Genomic DNA, 20,419 nt, shown 5'->3' with positions numbered 1-20,419 from the left:
GAAATTTTTCCTTTTCAGTCATTGATTCTTACCATAGAATAGAAAAACAGAGAAGACAATGTTATTGTCCCTATCAATAACCATAAGGATGTGTAGCTCATTGCCTCCACTATTAGCGGTGAAACTACGGAACTCACAATCCCGCTGAACTGCCAGAAGAAGTTGGCGAAACCGGATACACTTCCGCTGTTCTTTCCACCCAGAAACGCTAAGGCACTTGAGTGCGATGGAGTGATGATGAACCTCACGAAGCCCATGGAGATGAATACCAGGGAGAGGGGGATGAGGAACCTGTATACCGCGTCTATGGAGAGGATAAGGATACCGTAAACGCCTATGAACAACAGTAACGATTTCCTTGTCCCTATCAAGTCGAGGATTCTACCTGATAAAACGGTGGACGGTATTCCGGCTATCGCGGTGAAAGAGTAAACCACCCCAGCTATTATCGGAGAGTACCCTGAAGCTAGGAGGAACTTGTAGAGGAAGAGGGTCAAACTCCAGTACGAGAAGAAGAACATGAAACCGCCTATTGAAATGGAGATGACTCTCTTATCTCTCACAACGGAGATTCCCTTTCCATCATGGTGTCCAGCGTCATCTCCGACGAGCTTGCTTGAAAGGAAAGACAGAGCTAAAGACATTGCCCCCAGCAGGAAATAAGGTAACTCCCAGTCCAGTGTAGCTAGAGGAGGTATCACGAAACCTGAGGCTACTATCGATAGGGGCCATGCTAAGCTGTACAGCGCTATTGATTGGTGCAAGGATTTGCCAGCGAAGTTTGTCGCCAACAACTTTATTGTAGTTGGGTAGATCCATCCAGCCGATAGACCCATAACCACGCTATTTACGTATTCCCAAGATATTGACGGTGACATAGCCGAGCCGAAAGCCGACAATCCCAGACCTAAAAGAGCACCAACTAGAACTTTCCTAGACCCTATCTTGTCTACGACCGTTCCTGATGGTATCTGTATGATCACATATCCCACGAAGAACAGGGAAAAGATGATTCCGTCCTCTACCTCAGTCGGCTTCAGGGTAGAGAAGCTTGATACTATGCTCCACACTAGCCTGGAAAAGTAGGACATGAAGAAGGACGCAGAACATATAAAGAGTATCGCTACTCTCTTCAATTCATGTTAAGCTGCGAATTCATCTATTAACTTTTTCGCACTTGTCCAGTTTCAAAACGAGTCTGGCTACGCTACACATTACGCAGAAAGGCCCCTCATCTACCTTGTTCATGTATTTAGCTGAAGTGATCTCAAGCATCTCGTTCATCTCCTCATTTCCCTTAAGTAGAGCTACCTCCTTCTCGAATTTCTTTTTATTTTTCTCATATGTAACTACAGATATCCCAGCTACCCTAGAAGCTTTAGTCACAGACATACCCTTCTCTACTAGCTTGTCAACAAGGGCTACCCTTAGAGGAGGGACTATCTTATAGTATGATTCCTCACATTTGAGAGTAAAGTTCCTCAAAGTTTTCTACAACCTCATTTCTTTAGTGACTTTATTATATTTATCTCTATTTTTTATATAATAATCTCATTAACCCTGTTAAAGGTCATTAACACAGTTAATATAGGTTAAGTAAGCCTTTATGAAATACATTTGTGTACATTAGTATAACTTAGTATATATCCTTTATTTAAGCTAGGAAGTTTATTAAAGTATTAGTGAAAAGGAATGGCTGAAAAGATAAAGTTCCCAGACGGAAGAGAAGTAGATATACACGAGTTCATAGCCTTCATGTACGGACTATCCAAGAGCGACGTGGAACTCCTTCACATGTTGATGACTGAAGGCAAAATGACAACTGACGATATAGCTTCTAAACTGAACGTGACGAAAGCGTCTATAAGCAAGTCCCTGAACAGTTTGATAGACAAGGGACTTGTAGAGAGGGAGAAAGTGCAGTCCGAGGACAAGAGGAAAGGTAGACCTAACTTCATGTATTGGGTAGACAGAGAGAGGCTTTACAATAGACTCGACGTAGACCTGGAGAAACTGTTGACCACGCTGAAGAACTCTATACAGAAGACAATGACGGTAGCTATTTAACCTCGAAAGCTAATCTTTTCAAGTGTCAAAACGTTCAAGGCAAATATTTTCAATTCCTTCTTTTGGTGAATGTTCTAATTGTGGCATTCAAGTTGATTACGCTGAAGTGATAATCATGATAAATGGGAGGGTGAATCTCTTCTGTTCCAGGAAGTGCTTCCGCGATTGGCTCAGGAAGACGAGGGCACATTACGGCTGATTTTTGCCGTATTCGTCCGCCATCCTGGCTACTTCCACTGAGGCTAAAACGTCGAGGACCTTCCTCATGTAGACCTTAACGAAATAGTAAACGTGAAAAGGTCTGAACACCTCTTCTTCCTTGCCTTGTAAGAGGAGGTTGATGTAATCGTCTGGGTAATAGTGAATTATCGTGTATTTTTTGCCATTTTCTTCATAGAAGTGAGGTGTCTCTTTCTTTGACACAATTAGGAGAGAGTCGTCCATGATCCCCGCAAGCATCACGTCAAACTTGTATCCCTCTATTGCGTTAAGCACTACTTGCTTCTCTGACAAGTCTAGATGCCTCCCTCTCAAAGTCGGGTAATGAAGCCTTTATGTCCTTAAATTTGGATTTGACTTGTTCAGGGTTCGATACCTTGACTTTCACTATCCACGCTGAGTAAGGATCCTTGTTTATCTTTGACGGGTCGTCTACTACCTCTTTGTTCGTGTCTATGACCTCACCGTCCAGAGGTAGCCTGAACTTTCCTATCCACTTTGCGCTCTCGAGGGTGAACAAGTTTGACCTCGGGTTCACCTTTTCGTTGACTTCCTTCACGGTTACCTGAAATATTTTCCCCGCTATGTACTGCCCAATGTCGGTTATCCCAACGGTTACCACGTTTCCTTCTACCTTGATCCACACGTGTTTCTCTGTGTCGTAAAGTAGATCGTCCGGGAACGAGAAATTACCTACCTTCACAGACGACTTTCGCTCTCAAAGTTTATAAATTTTAATTTTTAAAATTAAGTAACCTTGAAATTAGCTGTCTGGTTGGACGGAGTGATTTACAGGATAAAGTTAGATGAGAAGTTGTATGAGATATACAAGAACGGCTCCAGGGAAATTCCCTCCCCTCCTAGTGCTGAGTTACATCCAGACTACGGTGTGCTGAGGAAATATGAAAGAGACATGGCAATACTATCTCCTTTCTCTGAGGAAGATACAGGGAAACTAGTGGAGATAGCAAGATTGCGTCCTTCATTCGTGATCTCAAACAGCGGTAAAACAAAACCGTCAATCGAGCCTTACAAGAGATTGTTTGAAGTCAGCGGATGGGATCCGCTAGACGTGGTGTCTTTAGGTTCCTCGCCACTGGACTTGCTTTCAAGCAGGTTTTATGATTCCAGGGTAAGGGTCTTATGTGTAAACAGAGGGGAGCGATGTGATAGGTATTCTCCGACGTTCGTGATAGATGAACTGAACGACATGGAAAGGGCATTGAAGGTCCTCAGAGTAATCTGACATTATCCAAAGGCCTGAGGCAAGGTATAGGAGAAGTAATCGGATTCGATCATATTTTCTCGAATATACATAAAATTATCCAATAAAAAGAAATAACAGAGATAAAGGAAGGATGATGAAGGAAGGTAAAGAAGGAAGTAATCCCTTCTTTTTATACTACTCTTGTTTTTCTCCTCGTCTATCATGAGTGTAAGTATTCTACATGCTCATGTACTGGGTGGGGTCCTTAATTCCAGCCCCAATGAAGGCCAGTCTTCTGTGCTCACATTGGGAGCATTTACCGCAGTGTTTCTCGTGACCTAACATACACGAATAAGTGATGGATGGATCCATTCCATTGTTCACCCCTATCCTGAGCACCATGGACTTACTCAACTTAACGAAAGGAGTAGATACGTTAACCTTCATGACCTCACCTAAGGACCTGAATTCCCTCAAAATATACGGTTTGTTGGGCTCGTACTCGCAGTCCTCATTTACAGTTGCCAGCACAACCTCATCATATCCCTTCTCTGAAGCGTAAGTGATGGCAGTGGAAAGAAGAATAACGTTTCTATGCTTTATCGGTTCATGAGGTTTCATCCACTCTCCCCTTGAAAACACGTCTCCCAGTCCACTGACGTCTACTTCTATCATGTTCATTCCAAGCGTCTCGGTTACCTTCCTTACAGCCTTCCTTTGCTGTCTGAACGACTTCTGCCCGTAATTGAAGAACATTGCATCAACTTCGTTCCTCTTCCTGAGCATGAAAGCGGCGGAGGAAGAGTCCATTCCCCCAGAAAGCAGAAGTAAACTCTTCATATTTTAATTCTGAAGCTACCATTCTTATATATGGCTTCAGTTGAAAATGAGGCTAAGAAGATAGCTTCAACTTATGCGAGATGGTTGAGGAATCCAGAGGACGCACTTTTCGGTAAGGGAGGAGAGGGATGTGTTTCATCCATGTATAAGAAAGTGAAACAAGCCCACACAAAGGACGAGATAAGGGAAATTCTGAACCTAAGCCAATACCAAATGGAGAGGACTACAATGAACGACCTAACTAGGTTTGTGAATGACCTTTTAAACAAAATAAACCCCATGAGCGATGAGGAGGCTGTTAAGTTCGTCATAGAGGTATTCAGGTATTTCCAGATAGCCCTCGCAACTAAGTTGCACGATATGAACAGGGGGCTTTGGATGTAATATCGTGAATTACCTTTTTTTCTTTAATAAGGTAAGATTTATATATTTGTTATTAGCTTTTATATCATATGGAAATAGAGAATGTAAAAATACGTTTGCCGTCGGGAAAAGAGGCAAGCCTAATCGACGCTCTGAGCTTCTGTTACGACATCTCGGATACGGACTTTCAGGTGCTCAGAGTATTAATGAAAGGAACCGGCAGGACCGAGGACGACCTTTCTGCGATGTTACACTTGAGCAAAGCGTCGATAAACAGATCCGTGAACAAACTGGCATCCCTTGGCTTTGTGGACAGAGAGAAAGACCCCAACAGCAAGGGAGGAAGACCGAGGTTCATCTACACTGCGGTTTCCTATGAAAGGTTAGTCAATAAGATCTCAAAAGACTTCCAGTATTGTGCCGATCTGTTTTCATCGTCTTTCAACAAGGAGTTAATAAAGTAACATCTTTTTAATTTTATTTCTATATCTCTTTTTATGTCTACTCTCTTCGTGCAGTGTATTTTTCTCTATCTACCTTATTCCGCGTTTTTACATTTAGTGATAAACCTCTCCGGTTCCTTCCTGAAGCCGAGAAGGCACATCTCAGTATCGAAATAGTACATCACCTCATTTACGATTTCCTTATAAGGAGTACATTCAGCCTCAAACAGCCTATTGCAAACAGGACATACGACTTTCATGATTTCTCACGTCTTGTAATGGGATCGCCAATTAAAATAAACTCTGTTTTCTTTGTGTTTTCTTTGAGCTTATAACAACAAGGATATACTGACTTCGAGGCCTGCTAGGCTCAGAGCCCAGCCATTGGAAGATGTAGCAAGGTATGCGGTCGTACTAAAATCGTCCCGATAAATTAAGCAGGTTTTCAGGCTCTAGATAACATTCCTTCATAAGTCCGGTTTGATCTAGAGAAACTTAGTTTCCTTGAAATAAAGCCAAAGATGTAGATCATTGTTAAAAGACAAAGATAAAAAGAAAAGAGGGTTTTTAACCTTCTTGTGCTTATTGTTTCCCATGGAGGAGATGGACTTAACGAGCTTGGAATGCCCTGGTCCTTTCATGAAGGTGGCAACTAAGCTCATGACTGAAAAAAACCTTGAGTTAAGAGTCATGTTCAAAGACGCTAGGTGTAGATCCATGATACTCGACGCTGCAAAACTGATCAAATGCGAGATACTTGAGGACAAGAACGAGAACGGAATTTTCGTAATCGCGATTAAGAAAAACGGTTCTGTTGAGGACGGGAGTCAGAAGGACATAAAGTTAGGAGGATGCTGATATAGAGTTCTTTATGGTCTCAGCACATCTGTTCAAGTCCTCCTTTATTTTGTTCAAGAGTTCATCGCTCACAGTGTAGATGAACTTCGGTCTTCCTATCCTCCTGCTTTCGTCATTGGATTTCTGTCGTGCTATTAAATCCAAGTCAAGGAGTTTCTTCAAGGAGTTCTCCACTGTAGTCTTGCTAAGGTTCATTACCGAAGCCATTTCCTCGGATGAAGTGGGTCTACCTAATTTAGCTAATAAGACCAAGCAATCGAAGTCAGTGTCGCTTATCTTGTAACAACACTTTATCGACTCCCTTGCTGTATCCAGGATTTCTATTTGAGAGTTCACACTTTAACTTTGAATTTATAGTATTAAAACTTTAATCGTTATAAAGTTTTAGAATCTTGATTTCCTTCAATATACTTACTGTACTCTTTATACATACATTTGTCCTGCACGAAGATCAAACCGTTCTCCTCAGCCATCTTTTTCGCGTCATCGTTGACTATGCCCTCTTGGAGCCATACCACCTTGACGTCACCCTTCTCCTTAGCTCTCCTCACTGCTTGCTCCACCACTGCCTTGGCTTCCTTTGAAGGTCTAAATACTTCTACTACCTCTACCTTGTCTGGAACCTCGTCTAAGCTTTTGTAAGACTTCATTCCGTTGATGTCATCTACAGTGGGATTCACGGGTATAACGTGGTATCCGTGATCCCTCAGGAACATGGGGACCTTGTGAGACGGTTTCGTGGGATCCTTCGAGAAACCCACTACTGCTATGTTCTTGAACTTGAGAAGTATTTCCTTGGTCTCCATGCTCTTTACTCCGACGTCTAAACTTAAATTAGTGTCTTATGTACTCTACATTTCAAGTATATTTTATAAGAAATATTTTTATGTTAAATTAACATCTTTTACCTGATGGAGGAGTTCAGATTCATTTTCGAGAGAAACGATCAGTCCCACATACTGGCAGGGGAAGAGGCTCTTCTAGACTCAGTTTCCCACGGAGAGCGATCAGTCCTGAGAATGGTCGTCTTCGACCCGCCTGCAGTGCTATTGGGATACCACCAAGCTGTAGAACAGGAAGTCAACGTGGACGAAGTAAAGAAGAGGAATTGGCAGATAGGCAGAAGGCCTACCGGTGGAGGAACCATAGTGATGGGTCCTTGGCAGCTCGGATGGGAAGTTTATTCCCACTCCTCGCTGTTGGGTGAGACTCCAGAGAACGCGTTGAGGAAAAGTGCGGACGCTGTAATCTCGACCTTGAGAGACATGGGCATTAAAGCTTCCTTTAGGCCGAAGAACGACGTAGAGGTCAACGGGAGGAAGATATCGGGGATAGGGGCGTTCTCGGAGGGTAAATACATAGGAGTGACGGGGACTATCCTGGTGGACTTCAACATGGACGACATGGTGTCGGTCCTGAAGCTTTCATCGGAGAAGATGAAGGACAAGCTCTACAAGGACTTCAGGGACAGATTAACTTGGATAGACAGGGAAGTAGGGTACAACGTGGAGATGGGAGAGGTGGTGAAGAAGGCTAGGAAGTCGTTTGAGGAAGTGCTAGGAGTAAAGCTAGTAGACTCCGGTTACACCCAAGCTGAGGCGGAGGAGATAGATAAGCTCAACCTGAAGTACTCTTCCCAAGACTGGATATTCAACACCAGGAAGTCTATTGAAGGCGACAACGTGAGGTATCTGGAGAGAAAGCTCCCCGGAGGCCTCGTGAAAGTCCAGGTTAAGATGGCAGGTAAGGGGATGATAGAGTCTGTTCTCATTACTGGGGACTTCTTCGTTGAGCCTAGGAGGTCTATATATGACCTTGAAGCCAGACTGAAGTGGAGCAGGGTTGAGACCGTGCAGGAGGAAGTCAAGGAATGGGGAAAGGGAGTGAAGATGATAGGCTTGTCGCCTGAGGACTTAAGCAACCTGATATTGGAGGTGAGCTCATGAGAACCCTGTTCCTTTACTCTCCCATGTTGAAGAGGTATGAGAACGATTACATGGACTCCTCCAAGGGATGGAAGCCCATATCCGTCACCGGCACGTCTTGTGCGTTCAACTGCAAGCACTGCGGGAAGAGGGTACTGGAGGGCATGGCTGACGGCTCCACCCAGTCCTCATTTGAGAGGGAATTCATGGAAGCCGTAATGAGGGGGGATGAGGGTGTGATCCTGTCAGGCGGTTCCACCGGTAGGGGAGACGTCCCCGTGTGGAAGTACTCGGAGCTGACCAGGAAGTACTCAAACAAGATGACAATCATAGCTCACACCGGAGTAGTGAAGAGCGACGAGATAGCCAAGAAGTTCAAGGACGCAGGGGTGAGGATAGCCCTCCTGGACATGGTGGGAGACGACGAGACAATCAGGGATGTCCTAGGTCAGCCCTTCACTGTGGAGGACTATCTGAACTCCTTCAAGTACTTAAAGGGTGCGGGGATGAAGGTGACGCCCCACGTTATCGTGGGACTCAGCAAGAGAGGCGTTGAGGGAGACCTGCACGCTCTCGATCTCCTGAAGGAGGTCAGCCCTGACGCTGTGATAGTTGTGGGCTTGATGCCTCTCGTAGGGACAAAGATGCAGGACTTCAGGCAACCTTCACCCCAAGAAATGGAGGCAGTGATCAGGAAGGCCAGGGATGAGTTCGACGTGCCCGTGATGTTAGGGTGTGCCAGGCCTCGTGGCTCCTCCTACCTTAGGGTGGAGAAGTTCGCCGTCGATTACGGGATAGACGGCATAGCTTTCCCCGAGGAAGAGACAATAGAGTACGCCCGCGGGAGGAGGGAAATTCATCTGAGCAGCGCTTGCTGCGGCAACGTTGTTCAGGACATATTAAGGGTGTGAACATGATACAGATGAGCAGTCCGGATTGGGTTAGGTTGAGTTTCGGGGCAGACATGGTCCTGGGTTACTCGCCAGGGGTTTTCTTGAGAAATGCCCTGAACACTACAATAAACCTGCTTCAGTACTATCCTGACGGGTGCAAGGCTAACTGCCAATACTGTGGACAAGCTAGGGAAGTGGCTGAAGGGCCAGATTGTAAGACACTGATCAGGGTAGAGTGGCCTTTACGTCCACTGGACGACGTCATCAGGAGGATAAGGGAGAGACAAGGGGATCCAACCTACGGGATCCAGAGAATATGTGTGGGACAGTTAGCACATCCCAGAGCTTCGCCAGACGCAATAGAGATAACAAGGAGGATCAGAGAAGCCGGAGTGGAAGTTCAGATATCCGAACTTGTGACTGCAACTTACACCTACAGGAGGCACATGGAGGACATGAGGAAGGCAGGGGCCAACATGATAGACGTAGCTATAGACGGAGCGAGCAGAGAGGTCTTCGATAACGTTAGGGGGAAGCCAGTAAGGAGTATGCACTCCTGGGACAGGTACATCAAGGCAATAGATGAGGCAGTAGACGTGTTCGGGAAGATGAACGCTGGGATACACCTGATCATAGGGTTGGGTGAGACTGAGAAGGAAGCTGTAGACTTGATGCTTTACGCTCACGGTAGGGGTGCCAAGATAAGTCTGTTCGCCTTTTACCCGGAGGAGATGACTCCCATGGAGAAAGTCAAGCCAGTCCCAGTGTCGGTGTACAGGAGGATGCAACTTTCCAGATGGTTGATAGAGAACAACGTGGTAGGCGAAGACGCATTCGTCTTTGACGAGGAAGGTAAGCTAAAGGACTTAATGCTACCCTCTGACCTGAAGGCGGAAGACTTGTCCCCAGCGTTCATGACAAGCGGATGTCCGGGGTGTAACAGACCTTACTCCAACGAGAGGCCTGGAGGAGTGATGAAGAACATACCTTGGTACCCGTCACTACAGCAGACCGTCAGAGCTCTGAAAGCCACTAAGCTACCTTCTGTGGTGAGTTTAGTATCTTGATACTGAAGCTGAAGAAGTGTACTCCTCTAAGCCTTTTTTCTAGCGGTTTCTCGTCCCACGTTCACGGGAGAGCTGTGGACGTGTCTTCCGTGGACATGGAAGTGTTCAGAGCACCTTTCTCAGGGATCTTTCTTGGGAGCGAGAAGGTGAAGATAGGGAGACCGAATAGGCACGCTCAACATGATTACGACGTGATATCCTTCATCGAGGTAGAGGGGAGAAAGATAAAGATGTTACACGTCGATCCCTTCCTTTCTCCGGGTCAGGGCTTCAAGGAAGGGGACGAGATAGGGAGCTTCATTTCGTCCCCATACACTGGAGGAGACTTTCCTCACGCTCATCTAGAGGGAGTTTCATTGAGGATCTCAGAGGTTAAGACGAAAGTTACCTCTAAACTGGGAAGAGTAATGAACGTGAGAAATGATTCCTTTGACGTTAAGGTGATAGACTTCGCTAGTGCAGGCAAATTACACGGAATGGGTATTGAGAGCGGGGGGATGTTAAACGCGAGCTACCCCTTCTCATGTTACGGCGGAGTGATAGGAACGTCCATGCTCAAGGGGACTTCTGTGACCATGTATGGCACGGAAATAGGGAAGGTAGCCTCAAAGAGGGGTAGTAACGTCTCCCTTTTCGAGTGGAAGGAAGGAGCGATCAGGAGGTGGGACTACGACATCACATTTAAGGTGTTGAGGAACGAGCCTATGTGTGGGCCTCCTTTCATGGAGTCCGTCCTTTCCTACGACGGATATCCACTAGTAAGGTTCTTCTTTAGGTCACCCTTTAAGGAGGGGGACGAGGTAGACTTATCGACCTTCATAGGTGGTGCACTTGCTAGGCTTAGTTTGGGATGATAGGTTCCTCGAGATATCCTTCTCCCATCCCATGATAAGGGACATGAGCAAGCAGAGGATTAGGAAGTTCATAGAGAGCGCCAGGAAGAACCTGAGCCTCATTGAGATAGCCCCTGAACCTGCTGTGGAGGAAGTCCTCAAGGAAGTCCACACCGAGGAGTATGTGAAGTCACTGAAGGAAGTGAGTAAGATACCTTACATAGGTTTTCTAGACTCAGGTGACACAGTCCATTACCCCGGCATATATGAGGACGTCTTACTTGTGGTAGGATCATCGTTGACTGCAATAGCTAGGTCGAAGTACATAGACCAGATCTACGTCCCGCTGGGAGGATTTCATCACGCGCTCCCGGGGAGAGCCATGGGCTTCTGCCCAGTTAACGACGTAGCGATTGCAGTGAAGAGGCTCATTCGCTCGGGCGAAAAAGTGGCGATAGTGGACGTAGACGCACATCACGGAAACGGACTGCAGGAAATACTCTATCGCGACCCCGTGCTGAAGATCAATATCTTTGCATATAACGGTGTTTTCTTCCCAGGCACGGGGAAGATAGAGGAAAGGGGAGAAGGTGAAGGAGCGAACCTGAATTACAACATAGGTCTCCCTCTGGGGTCAGGTGACGACGTCTTCGAGGAATCCCTCTCCTTCTTGGATGTGGTGAAGGACTTCTCTCCGTCTTATGTTGTAGTCGTTGCTGGCGTTGACGGCATGAGGAATGACAACCTAGCTTCCCTTTCGTTAACCCCTCACTCTTTCTACATGCTAGGTAAGAAAATTGAAAAAATGCAAAGAGAACTTTCTTTCAAAGTTATAGGATATGGTGGGGGAGGGTATGGAGAGTGCTCTCATCTGGGGATGTTGGCGTTTCTAGCCGGCTTATCGAGGTTAAGCTTAACTTCTGTAGGGATAGACAATGTGAAGACGATCACGGATTCATCGACTCTTATTGAAGCTAGGAAAAGGATGGATAAGCTGAGAAGGAGTTAGAATCAGAGTGTAGCTTTTTTATCGGAAAATCCTTCCAGAGTTACATAGCGTAAAAAAATTTATCTAGGGAAGAAGTTAAACAAATAGCTTTATGTTCTAAATCTTCTCACTGTAAAATGGATAAAATTTATTTTATAATGCTAAAAGACGAAAATATTAAACATAATGAATTCCCGAAAAATCTGCTGTCAGAGTTTTTCAATCAAGTTTCATACTGTATCTTCTTTTTTCTATAACGTCATCTACTGGAACAGCAACATCAAGACTTCTTCCTAAAAGAGTGCATTTAGTTTCCTAAGATATGAAAGATAAGGAGGAATACAAAGTTGGGTAATCAGAACCTACTACTTCAGGAACGTTAATTAATAGACATATTTTTTATTTCAGTTTTACTTTAGAGAGATTATCTTTGAGAAAAGAGAAAAAATAAAGAAAATAAATAAAATATAGCCTCCTACTAGTTGAATCAATAATAACCCTTGAGGAAAAAAACGCTATGTTCTTATTTATTAGCTTTGTCTGAACACTTTCCCTATGTCCTTCGCTAGGCTCATCATTATTCCTAGTGCGTATCTTACGTCGTCATCTGCGGGTATACCAGCGGTTTTAAGCAATAACCCGTTTCCTGCAGGCCTCACTGAAGGCAGTTCGTTTATCCACATCTTCAATGCAGTGGCGAACTTGGAGGACATTAGGACTAACCCGTCAATGACTTGTGGGTCTGCAAACGTGTCCATCATTGACATCATTTTGTCCATGACTCCCGTCTTCTGAAGTTCAGCCAGCTTACCCATCATTCCCATCATTGAGTCCCAGTCCATTTGAGTCAGCATCTTCACCATGTTAGGGTCAGTGAATTTCTTGAGCAGTGGCATAGCTGCCTCCATTGTAGAGAGGAGAGACTCCACGTCTAGACTCTGTATCAGCTTAATTGCCCTCTCATCAGTGATCTTCTGCATGACCGGCATGAGCTTCTCAGTAGCGTCAAGTAGTGAGTCCCAGTTCATTCCCTCCATGAGCTTCAGGGCCTTGTCGCTGGTCATCTTCTGCAGGACAGGGGTCATCTTCTCTGCTGCGGTGAGGAGGCCGTCTATGTCCATGGACTGAAGCAGGGAGAGTGCCCTTTCACTGGTCATCTTCTCCAGGAGTGGCCACAGTGCTTGTACCTTGCCTATCTGGTCCATGGAGAAGGTTATCAGTGTGTTTATCAAGTCAGCCTTCTGTACAGCGTCAAGAAGGGCTATTCCCTGTTCCATGGCGTTGAGGAGTGTGTCCATCTGACCCTTGTTCTGCATGTCTACCATGAGCCCGGCTATCTTGTTTAACGCAGGAGTTAGCTTCTCAGTAGCCTCTAGTAGTGTGTCGTAATCTAAGCTTTGAATTGCCTTGAGTGCCCTCTCATCAGTGATCTTCTGCATGACCGGCATGAGCTTCTCAGTAGCGTCAAGTAGTGAGTCCCAGTTCATTCCCTCCATGAGCTTCAGGGCCTTGTCGCTGGTCATCTTCTGCAGGACAGGGGTCATCTTCTCTGCTGCGGTGAGGAGGCCGTCTATGTCCATGGACTGAAGCAGGGAGAGTGCCCTTTCACTGGTCATCTTCTCCAGGAGTGGCCACAGTGCTTGTACCTTGCCTATCTGGTCCATGGAGAAGGTTATCAGTGTGTTTATCAAGTCAGCCTTCTGTACAGCGTCAAGAATTGAGGCAGACTGGTCTAGTATAGTCATCAATACGTCTAGCTCTCCCTTTTTGTCCATCTCGCTTATCTTTGACGTTAACTTGACTAGGGATGGCATACCTTCTAGCAACTTAGATAAGCTCTCTATGGTTTCTTGGTTTGATAACACTTCTAAAGGATCTGAAACCTTTTGTGACGATGACATTTTTAACTAACCTATTTATTAAGTATATTAACTTGTTAAAAAGTATGTCTTATAACGTAGTATGTCCTACTCTAGATTAGGAATAAGTCTCCTGTTCCTATTAATTCTATCTCTCTGGAAATCTATATGCGAGAGCCACGCGTTATATTTGTCTTTCGGAACTTAATGCTTAGCAATATAGAGGAAAAACATCTCGATTAAAAGCCGCTAAATTAAATTGATGTCACGTCTTTTTAGATGTTTTAACCTTTATGGGGTGAATTGGTTTCACTCTTAGCTTCCTCATTTTGAAATTTATAAATCTCTCTGGAAATAAATTATTGGATCTATTGAGAAAGGTGGAGAACTTAACATGATTCATGGTATAGTTACTACGAAAAACAAAATAATCGAAAGCCACACAACATGTGTAAGGAAGAAGAGTGTTGTATCGTAAAAATGTGAAGTTTTTTACTCCGTGCGTTCTAATATTGCGTCATGATAATCGTAGTGGCTCCAAGTGCATATTCCCTCCTTCCAGAGTTAGCTGAGATACAGAAAAAAGAGAACGTAGTGTTCTATCTGACTACTATGGGTATATCCTTCGCTTTGAAACATAAGATAGACGTGGACTCCTTCCTCGACGTCGGGTTCAAGGTCAGAGCGTTCTCTCATAAACCGCCCAAAGTGCCTGGCATAGAGGATTATGAGCTAGAAGCAGCTCTGGTCGCGAAGGAACTTGACGGATTTCTACTGACCACGGACGAAAAAGTTAAGCAGAGGGCTGAAGAGCTCGGCGTGAAGATCATTGACCTTGAGTCGCTTTCAAGATCATCTTGAGCAGGATATCTGGAGGGAAACCTCCCGGTACCTCTGCCTTGTCGTTAACCACTACCTTGGGTACAGACATCACCCTGAACTTCTTGGCCAACTCGTCATATACGCTTGAATCTATTACTTCAAGTTTCACTTTATCGTTCATTATTGCAACTTGATACAGAAGTTCAGCCGCAACGGGGCATTTAGTACAATCGGGGGTAACGAAGAGCTTCACGTCTCCCGCGAGGTTTGAAGCGATCTCCCTTTCCTTTTCCTCCAAGTGGATTAACCCGTTAGAAGTCCTGACGAGAGCGTTAAGGAAAGGCCAGAACTCGTTTATCATGGGAACTCCCATGTAAGTGAATATCTCCCTGTCCTCGTCTTTCCTCTTTACTTTTATGAAAGGTTTATCGCACTCCTCGGTTTCCTTTATTTCCGCAACTGAGTTGAGAGGTTCGAGCACGTCTCCTGCCTTGCAGTGGGTCAGGCTCAGGTTGGGCTTTATTGCCTTGAGGTATTGTTCCACTATAGGATCGTAACTCAAATGTAATACCTCAATCCTTCGATGCTCTCAAGGGCTTTTATTAACTTTTGTTCAAGTTCCTCCCTGGAGTTAAACTTTCTGCTCACTATTACCTCCTTCCCGACTATCTCGTACTGTAAAGGAGAGCCTATCCCTTGGGAGATCCTTGAGGCCCTAGCGTACTTTATTCCCATGCCAACTAAATCGTCTAGCTTCTCCTCTCCTGTAGGCAATGGTATAGGAAGGTAGACTGCGTTCTCCACGACGTAGAACGAATAATCGTCCATGTCTATCCATTCCTTCTCACCCTCTTTCCTTATTGTTCCTCCTTTTCCTTTCAAGAAGTCTTCAAGTGAAGCCAAAGTTGATCATGATAAAATTGGGCTTCGCGTCTAATAAATTGATATAATAAGTTCACTTGAAGCGATCCACATCGAGGTCAAAGACCGACTTAGACGCGTTTGAAATTGCTTCTGAAAGGGAAGGATGAACGAAAACTGTGGTTGCAAGGTCGAACATGTTCACCCTATACTTGACAGCGAGCGTGAGTATATTTATCAATTCTTCGGCATTCTTTCCTATTACCTCTCCGTACACAATCTCGTTCCTCTCATTGAACCCTATCCTCACCATACCATCCCTAAGACCGGAAATAGTAGCACGGGTAACTGCGTTAAATGGGAACTCTGCTATCTTAGTTGCCTTCTCAGGCACACCTACGATCCCGACCTGAGGGTCTGAGTATATCACTTTAGGTATGCACTCGTAGCTCACCTCCATCGGAGTTCCGGAGATCGTTTGTGAAGCTACTATTGCCTCGTACATGGCTGAGTGAGCGGTCTTGTTAGGCTTGTCTATAACGTCCCCGACAGCGAAGACGTCGCAGTCGTCAGTCATCATGTTCCTCCTGACGGCTATTCCCTTCTCGTTAACCTTCACGTTGTAGTTCTTCGTTAAACCTTCAGGTAATACGGGTCTCCTCCCCATCGCTGAGACCACAACTTCCCCTTTCATAGTTCCCTTGTTGGTCACGACCTCGTTGCCTTCCATCTTTATCACCTCGTGAAATTCCTTGACTTGAACACCGTCGAACTCCAGCGACTGGATCACGTAATCCCGTGCTTTCTCAGAGAACCCGCTCAGGATCCTGTGTCTGGTAACTAGGGTCACCGAGGAACCCAGTCTGGCGAAGATCTGCGCTATCTCTACTCCCGCATACCCTCCTCCAACGACTATCATGTCTCTGGGCACATATCTCAGGTTCACAGCCTCGTCCTCAGTGATTACGCCGGGGTAAGAAATAGGAGAGGAGCCGCTCGCCACGATCAGTCTCTTGAACTCAATTGTCTCTCCGTTGACCTCCGCCTTCCCCTTCTCCCTGATTTTCGCCTCGCCGAGGTAAACTTGAGCCCCGGCGTTTTCCACCAATGACCTTCCTGCAGATGATAAGTAGGAAACTATGTCGTCCCTCTTAGAGAACGTACAGTCGCTCATCTCAACGTCTACGTTAATTCCCTTATAATCTCCTATTTCTTTCCATCTAGAAAGCATAAAAGAAGAATCAAAAAGAAAAATACTTGGGACGCAACCCGAGTTTACGCATGTACCCCCGAACTTCTCCTTCTCCACCACGGCTGTCTTTATACCCTTTCTAGCTAGTACGCTTCCAGCCACGTATCCAGCAGACCCGCCGCCGATCACTAGGACTTCATACATGAGAGATCAGAAGAACAGGGATCTGTCAGCGTCGAAGGTGAGGTCTATGAGGGTTGAACCACCTACTAGTTCTACTCCTTCAACTACGTCTCCTTCGTTCATGTGGCACATGTCCTTCAAGCTCTGCACACAGACGTACATCTTCACTCCGTTGTCTTTGGCCATGTCGAAGAACCTTATGAATGGGTTGTCTCCCTTAGCTCTCTCACTTTCCTGCCACTTCTTGTCTAGAAGCTTAGGTCCCTTTATCATGAAGAAAACGCTAGTCTCGTACTCCATTGATGCTGAGATAGATGACATGAAAAGCGGTGCATATGTCCTGTCTAGATCTTCTGGTCCATGGGTCACGACTATTAGGACTTTTTTCTTCTGTTCTTCTTCTGCCATTTTTAATCTGATATATCTTCTTAACATTCTTACTTAAATTTTTTTTCGATGATTTACACCATTCTAGATTTCAAGTAGTTATTACTTTCATAGATTTTCTTTTTTAACTAAATACTTAACTAATCTTATTTACTATTTTATACAACTAGTGTATTTTAGGAATGAAAGTATCTATACCTCTCTATTTTTTGTTCTAACTCAGACATGAACGAAAAAGATTTCAATAAGTCAATTAGATATTTTTTAAGTTTTTTTCTCTTAAACTTTTTCTAAGTAAAAAATTTATAAAAGTAATCATCAAAATCGGAAAAGCTTAAATAAGTTTAGTTGTTAAATAAGAATAGGCGATAAAACGTGTCCGAGAATAAGAAGAAATTGTCTCTCATAGTATTTTCAGGAACAATAGATAAACTGATGCCAGTGGGGATATTGGCTTCAGGGGCAGCCGCGGCAGGATACGAGGTGAACGTCTTCTTCACTTTCTGGGGGTTGAATGCTATTACCAAGAAGTCAATGGAAGGAATGCAGCCAATAGACAAGAACTACGAACAGTTCGGTCCAATGATGATGCAGAAGATGAAGGAAATGAACTTCCCAATGTGGACCCAGCTGTTAGAGCAAGCCAAGGAAGTAGGAGAAGTGAAAGTGATTGCATGCTCCACCACCATGGAGTTCTTCGGTATAAAGAGGGACGACCTAGCCCCATTCGTTGACGATGTTGCAGGCGTTGCTACCTTCCTAGATAGAGCCGAAGGCGGTATAACTCTGTTCATCTAAGGTGATATACATGGCAGAAACAAAAATAGCCAAAACCCTAGACGCGAAAGGTCTGTATTGCCCAGGACCAGTTCTGGAGACAGCTAAGGCGATAAAGCAGATAAACGTAGGTGAAGTTCTGGAGGTAGTAGCGACAGACCCAGCAGCGAAACCTGACATTGAAGCGTGGGCTAGAAGGACGGGCAATCAGATCTTAGATATAACCCAAGAAGGAGGAGTCACTAGGATCCTCGTTAAGAGGGTCAAGTGATTCCGAATTTTTTTTTAACAAAATTTATAAGTAACTAATCTTATTTTTATAATGAAGGATCATGGCAACAAAAACAGTTCTTCCACCTCTTCCGGACGATCCAAGATTCATGGACATGGCTTACGACGTTCAGGGAGCTGAACCCGAGGAACAGAGAAACTTTTTAAGCAACCTCAAACCCGAGGAAAGGGAGGTAGCAGTTAAGTTTTGGAACGCAGTGAAAGAAGACTTCAGATTCAACGACTATCTCAGAGGATGTCTCAACTGCGGTGTATGTACCTCAGGATGCCCAGCAGCGAAGTTCTACGACTTCGGTCCCAGGGAAATGATACAGTACATGATGAGGGACGCAGTAGACAAGATATGGGAGTTCACAAACAAGAAAGTCTGGGCTTGCGTACAATGCTTCACCTGCTCAATGAGATGTCCATTCAACAATGAGATAGCCGGTCTGATAATGCTCCTGAGGGAATACTCAGTTCAGTTTGCCCTTCCGTCAGCTAAGGAAATATTGGCTCCTTACAGGAGGATCCTGCTAACAGTCATCACGACTGGAAACCAAGTAACCCCAGACATGATTCAGCCCGACACATTCCCAGACTGGGGACCCCAAGCAGTAGAGGAATCAAAGAACATGACTGTCTATAGGCAAGCAGTCCCGGTAGACCTGCTTCAGAGGACAGACGTAGGATGGCACGCTTCTCTACAGACTGCAGTTGAAATGATGACCATCTTCATTGAGTCTGGAGTAATAGAGTACCTGAAGGGTGTAGACAAGGACTTGTACGACATGATAATGGACATATACGAGGAAAGGAAACAGACCTTAGAGGACCTCAAGGAGAAGTGGGAGAAGGGAGAGTTGAACGAGGACGAGCTCCCCGACAGCTGGCTGGACATGTAAATAAGGGAATCTTCATTTTTTGCTTAATTTTCTAAATTATTAAAACTTCTTCTTTCATTCTTAAAAAATCTATTATAATAAAGTTTTTAAAGGTTCAGAAGAAGATGATAAATGGTGAAAAGTTGGCACAGGAAAATGTAGAAAAGAAGATGAATGAAGAAATAAAGGACGCATTTCCGATGTCAGACCAGTTAACTTGGGACGACATATATCAGAGAGTTATATACAGATATGGATCTCCTCACAGTCTAGCCCATATAAAAGAGGAAATGTACAAGTTGGAGGACAAAGGAGAGATCATAGTACACCACATAAAGCCTTATAATAACCCAATGGACTTCCAGTCCTTGAACGGACTGACAAAGAAGATCCCGACCACAAAGTTATGGCAGCACAAGAGCTGCGGACAATGTGGTCACATACCGGGATATCCTACCTCAGTGTTCTGGATAATGAACAAACTTGAGGTAGACTACCTAGACGAACCGCACCAGACCTCATGTACTGGGTGGAATTATCACGCATCTGGAGCTTCAAACCCGGTAGCCCTAGCAGGAGTCTACGTAAGGAACATGTGGAGGGCTTACGAGACTGACTACTTCCCTCTAATCCACTGCGGTACTTCGTTCGGTCATTACAAGGAGGTCAGGAACACCATAATCTTGGAGAAAGAAGTAAGGGAGAAGCTAAGACCAATCATGAGGAAGCTAGACATGGACATAGTAATACCAGAGGAGGTAGTCCATTATTCAGAGTGGATGTATGCCATGAGCAAGAAGGCAGCAGCTCAGAGGAAATATGACGTAAGCAACGTTAAGGCAGCAGTTCACACACCTTGCCACATCTATAAGCTAGCTCCTGAGGACACGATTTACGACGGCGAAGTATGGCAGGGAAGGAGGCCCGCTGCACCTTCAGGGACAGTTCAGAACTTCGGAGCTAAACTGGTTGACTATTCCACTTGGTGGGACTGCTGTGGATTCGGCTTCAGGCACATCCTGACAGAGAGGGAGTTCACGAGGTCTTTCGCGCTGTTCAAGAAGGTAATGCCTGCAGTCAATGAGGGACACGCAGATGTGTTCGTAACCAGCGATACAGGGTGTGTGACTACTCTAGACAAGAGCCAGTGGGCAGGGAAGGCTCACGGTTTCGACTACAACCTTCCGGTGTTAGCTGACGCCCAGTTCGGAGCTATACTGATGGGAGCAGACCCATATACAGTAGGGCAAGTACACTGGCACGCGACCGACGTTGAAGGATTCATGAGGAAGGTGGGAGTACCAGTTGACGACTACAAGGAGAAGTTCATACAGTACCTACAAGACCTGAGAGAAGGGAAGGCAGAACCACAGTACCTCTACCCCAAGCACAGGAAGATCGACTTCTACCTGACTCTTCCTGAAAGGGTAAGCTGGTACAAGAAGCAAGATAATAAGTAACATCTTAAGCAAAGTTTTTTA

General features: G+C 45.0%; 29 protein-coding genes. 16 read left to right on the top strand and 13 right to left on the bottom strand.

What is annotated here, in order from left to right; all coding sequences use genetic code 11:
• Positions 1-14: 14 nt before the first annotated feature.
• Positions 15-1,136, bottom strand: coding sequence for an MFS transporter (locus IC007_RS03485; protein ID WP_149528368.1), 1,122 nt, complete (start codon positions 1,134-1,136; stop codon positions 15-17).
• Between the two features lie 19 nt (positions 1,137-1,155).
• On the bottom strand, positions 1,156-1,485 hold the full coding sequence (locus IC007_RS03480; RefSeq protein ID WP_054845908.1) for a hypothetical protein: 330 nt from the start codon (positions 1,483-1,485) through the stop codon (positions 1,156-1,158).
• A gap of 207 nt (positions 1,486-1,692) precedes the next feature.
• Here IC007_RS03480 and lrs14 (IC007_RS03475) point away from each other — a divergent pair, with 207 nt between their 5' ends.
• Together lrs14 (IC007_RS03475) and IC007_RS03470 are read left to right on the top strand one after the other, a co-directional pair.
• The gene (lrs14, locus tag IC007_RS03475) at positions 1,693-2,067 is read left to right on the top strand and encodes an Lrs14 family HTH-type transcriptional regulator (RefSeq protein ID WP_054845909.1); all 375 of its coding nucleotides are present in this window, start codon (positions 1,693-1,695) and stop codon (positions 2,065-2,067) included.
• A 22-nt stretch (positions 2,068-2,089) separates the two neighbouring features.
• The gene (locus IC007_RS03470) at positions 2,090-2,266 is read left to right on the top strand and encodes an eL24 family ribosomal protein (protein ID WP_084739739.1); all 177 of its coding nucleotides are present in this window, start codon (positions 2,090-2,092) and stop codon (positions 2,264-2,266) included.
• Here the strand turns inward: IC007_RS03470 and IC007_RS03465 are convergent.
• Positions 2,257-2,580, bottom strand: coding sequence for a hypothetical protein (locus IC007_RS03465; RefSeq protein ID WP_232049001.1), 324 nt, complete (start codon positions 2,578-2,580; stop codon positions 2,257-2,259). The two genes, IC007_RS03470 and IC007_RS03465, sit on opposite strands and share 10 nt — an antisense overlap.
• Positions 2,555-2,989 (bottom strand): glycine cleavage system protein H, encoded by a 435-nt coding sequence (locus tag IC007_RS03460; RefSeq protein ID WP_054845910.1) that lies wholly within the window; start codon positions 2,987-2,989, stop codon positions 2,555-2,557. Before IC007_RS03460 ends, IC007_RS03465 begins: the two co-directional genes overlap by 26 nt.
• Positions 2,990-3,043: 54 nt before the next feature.
• Here IC007_RS03460 and IC007_RS03455 point away from each other — a divergent pair, with 54 nt between their 5' ends.
• Positions 3,044-3,532 carry a hypothetical protein gene (locus IC007_RS03455; protein ID WP_054845911.1) on the top strand — a complete coding sequence of 163 codons (489 nt, stop codon included), beginning with the start codon at positions 3,044-3,046 and terminating at the stop codon, positions 3,530-3,532.
• Between the two features lie 198 nt (positions 3,533-3,730).
• Here IC007_RS03455 and IC007_RS03450 read toward each other — a convergent pair whose 3' ends face one another.
• Entirely contained in the window at positions 3,731-4,333 is a 603-nt protein-coding gene (locus IC007_RS03450) for a 7-cyano-7-deazaguanine synthase (RefSeq protein ID WP_149528367.1), read from the bottom strand.
• Positions 4,334-4,363: 30 nt separating this feature from the next.
• Between IC007_RS03450 and IC007_RS03445 the strand changes: the two genes are divergently transcribed.
• Together IC007_RS03445 and lrs14 (IC007_RS03440) are read left to right on the top strand one after the other, a co-directional pair.
• A complete protein-coding gene (locus tag IC007_RS03445; RefSeq protein ID WP_054845912.1) occupies positions 4,364-4,717 on the top strand; it encodes a hypothetical protein in 354 nt (117 codons plus the stop codon).
• Positions 4,718-4,785: 68 nt separating this feature from the next.
• Positions 4,786-5,160, top strand: coding sequence for an Lrs14 family HTH-type transcriptional regulator (gene lrs14 / locus IC007_RS03440; protein ID WP_054845913.1), 375 nt, complete (start codon positions 4,786-4,788; stop codon positions 5,158-5,160).
• 74 nt (positions 5,161-5,234) lie between these two features.
• Here lrs14 (IC007_RS03440) and IC007_RS13410 read toward each other — a convergent pair whose 3' ends face one another.
• Entirely contained in the window at positions 5,235-5,399 is a 165-nt protein-coding gene (locus tag IC007_RS13410; RefSeq protein WP_167747975.1) for a hypothetical protein, read from the bottom strand.
• A 334-nt stretch (positions 5,400-5,733) separates the two neighbouring features.
• Here IC007_RS13410 and IC007_RS03435 point away from each other — a divergent pair, with 334 nt between their 5' ends.
• Positions 5,734-5,997: a sulfurtransferase TusA family protein gene (locus IC007_RS03435; protein WP_054845914.1), complete on the top strand. Its 264-nt coding sequence runs from the start codon at positions 5,734-5,736 to the stop codon at positions 5,995-5,997.
• Here IC007_RS03435 and lrs14 (IC007_RS03430) read toward each other — a convergent pair.
• Together lrs14 (IC007_RS03430) and IC007_RS03425 are read right to left on the bottom strand one after the other, a co-directional pair.
• Positions 5,983-6,333 carry an Lrs14 family HTH-type transcriptional regulator gene (lrs14, locus tag IC007_RS03430; protein WP_232049000.1) on the bottom strand — a complete coding sequence of 117 codons (351 nt, stop codon included), beginning with the start codon at positions 6,331-6,333 and terminating at the stop codon, positions 5,983-5,985. The two genes, IC007_RS03435 and lrs14 (IC007_RS03430), sit on opposite strands and share 15 nt — an antisense overlap.
• Before the next feature lie 38 nt (positions 6,334-6,371).
• Positions 6,372-6,803 carry a CoA-binding protein gene (locus tag IC007_RS03425; protein ID WP_054845915.1) on the bottom strand — a complete coding sequence of 144 codons (432 nt, stop codon included), beginning with the start codon at positions 6,801-6,803 and terminating at the stop codon, positions 6,372-6,374.
• A 105-nt stretch (positions 6,804-6,908) separates the two neighbouring features.
• Between IC007_RS03425 and IC007_RS03420 the strand changes: the two genes are divergently transcribed.
• Genes IC007_RS03420 through IC007_RS03400 form a run of 5 tightly spaced genes read left to right on the top strand, consistent with a single transcriptional unit; the run spans position 6,909 to position 11,724 of the window.
• Positions 6,909-7,943 (top strand): lipoyl protein ligase domain-containing protein, encoded by a 1,035-nt coding sequence (locus tag IC007_RS03420; RefSeq protein ID WP_149528366.1) that lies wholly within the window; start codon positions 6,909-6,911, stop codon positions 7,941-7,943.
• Positions 7,940-8,833 carry a radical SAM protein gene (locus tag IC007_RS03415; protein ID WP_149528365.1) on the top strand — a complete coding sequence of 298 codons (894 nt, stop codon included), beginning with the start codon at positions 7,940-7,942 and terminating at the stop codon, positions 8,831-8,833. Before IC007_RS03420 ends, IC007_RS03415 begins: the two co-directional genes overlap by 4 nt.
• A gap of 2 nt (positions 8,834-8,835) precedes the next feature.
• Entirely contained in the window at positions 8,836-9,882 is a 1,047-nt protein-coding gene (locus tag IC007_RS03410; protein ID WP_370685803.1) for a radical SAM protein, read from the top strand.
• Positions 9,879-10,736, top strand: a complete 858-nt coding sequence (locus IC007_RS03405; RefSeq protein ID WP_054845918.1) for a DUF8155 domain-containing protein — start codon at positions 9,879-9,881, stop codon at positions 10,734-10,736. The genes IC007_RS03410 and IC007_RS03405 overlap by 4 nt, the downstream gene beginning before the upstream one ends.
• Positions 10,737-10,767: 31 nt before the next feature.
• Positions 10,768-11,724 carry a histone deacetylase family protein gene (locus tag IC007_RS03400; RefSeq protein ID WP_149528902.1) on the top strand — a complete coding sequence of 319 codons (957 nt, stop codon included), beginning with the start codon at positions 10,768-10,770 and terminating at the stop codon, positions 11,722-11,724.
• Positions 11,725-12,233: 509 nt separating this feature from the next.
• On the opposite strand, the gene IC007_RS03395 is transcribed toward IC007_RS03400, so the two are convergent.
• Positions 12,234-13,604: a helical membrane plugin domain-containing protein gene (locus tag IC007_RS03395; RefSeq protein WP_054845920.1), complete on the bottom strand. Its 1,371-nt coding sequence runs from the start codon at positions 13,602-13,604 to the stop codon at positions 12,234-12,236.
• A gap of 477 nt (positions 13,605-14,081) precedes the next feature.
• Here IC007_RS03395 and IC007_RS03390 point away from each other — a divergent pair, with 477 nt between their 5' ends.
• A complete protein-coding gene (locus IC007_RS03390) occupies positions 14,082-14,423 on the top strand; it encodes a PIN domain-containing protein (RefSeq protein WP_054845921.1) in 342 nt (113 codons plus the stop codon).
• Here the strand turns inward: IC007_RS03390 and IC007_RS03385 are convergent.
• Genes IC007_RS03385 through IC007_RS03370 form a run of 4 tightly spaced genes read right to left on the bottom strand, consistent with a single transcriptional unit; the run spans position 14,389 to position 17,028 of the window.
• Complete coding sequence (locus IC007_RS03385; RefSeq protein ID WP_149528364.1) at positions 14,389-14,946, bottom strand: thioredoxin family protein; 558 nt, start codon at positions 14,944-14,946, stop codon at positions 14,389-14,391. The genes IC007_RS03390 and IC007_RS03385 overlap by 35 nt on opposite strands.
• Positions 14,943-15,287: a hypothetical protein gene (locus IC007_RS03380; RefSeq protein ID WP_054845923.1), complete on the bottom strand. Its 345-nt coding sequence runs from the start codon at positions 15,285-15,287 to the stop codon at positions 14,943-14,945. Before IC007_RS03380 ends, IC007_RS03385 begins: the two co-directional genes overlap by 4 nt.
• A gap of 52 nt (positions 15,288-15,339) precedes the next feature.
• Positions 15,340-16,641, bottom strand: a complete 1,302-nt coding sequence (locus IC007_RS03375; protein WP_149528363.1) for a dihydrolipoyl dehydrogenase family protein — start codon at positions 16,639-16,641, stop codon at positions 15,340-15,342.
• A 6-nt stretch (positions 16,642-16,647) separates the two neighbouring features.
• Positions 16,648-17,028: a DsrE family protein gene (locus IC007_RS03370; protein ID WP_149528362.1), complete on the bottom strand. Its 381-nt coding sequence runs from the start codon at positions 17,026-17,028 to the stop codon at positions 16,648-16,650.
• A gap of 354 nt (positions 17,029-17,382) precedes the next feature.
• On the opposite strand from IC007_RS03370, the gene IC007_RS03365 reads away from it, so the two are divergent.
• From IC007_RS03365 to IC007_RS03350, 4 genes are all read left to right on the top strand, one after another.
• Positions 17,383-17,805: a DsrE/DsrF/DrsH-like family protein gene (locus IC007_RS03365; RefSeq protein WP_054845925.1), complete on the top strand. Its 423-nt coding sequence runs from the start codon at positions 17,383-17,385 to the stop codon at positions 17,803-17,805.
• A 10-nt stretch (positions 17,806-17,815) separates the two neighbouring features.
• Positions 17,816-18,055 carry a sulfurtransferase TusA family protein gene (locus IC007_RS03360; RefSeq protein ID WP_054845946.1) on the top strand — a complete coding sequence of 80 codons (240 nt, stop codon included), beginning with the start codon at positions 17,816-17,818 and terminating at the stop codon, positions 18,053-18,055.
• A 61-nt stretch (positions 18,056-18,116) separates the two neighbouring features.
• Positions 18,117-18,959 (top strand): 4Fe-4S dicluster domain-containing protein, encoded by an 843-nt coding sequence (locus IC007_RS03355; RefSeq protein ID WP_054845926.1) that lies wholly within the window; start codon positions 18,117-18,119, stop codon positions 18,957-18,959.
• A gap of 104 nt (positions 18,960-19,063) precedes the next feature.
• Complete coding sequence (locus IC007_RS03350) at positions 19,064-20,398, top strand: CoB--CoM heterodisulfide reductase iron-sulfur subunit B family protein (RefSeq protein ID WP_054845927.1); 1,335 nt, start codon at positions 19,064-19,066, stop codon at positions 20,396-20,398.
• The last annotated feature ends 21 nt before the right edge of the window (positions 20,399-20,419 follow it).

This window comes from Sulfuracidifex tepidarius, from assembly GCF_008326425.1.
Taxonomy (GTDB): domain Archaea; phylum Thermoproteota; class Thermoprotei_A; order Sulfolobales; family Sulfolobaceae; genus Sulfuracidifex; species Sulfuracidifex tepidarius.
This window is presented reverse-complemented; position numbering and strand designations above follow the sequence as displayed.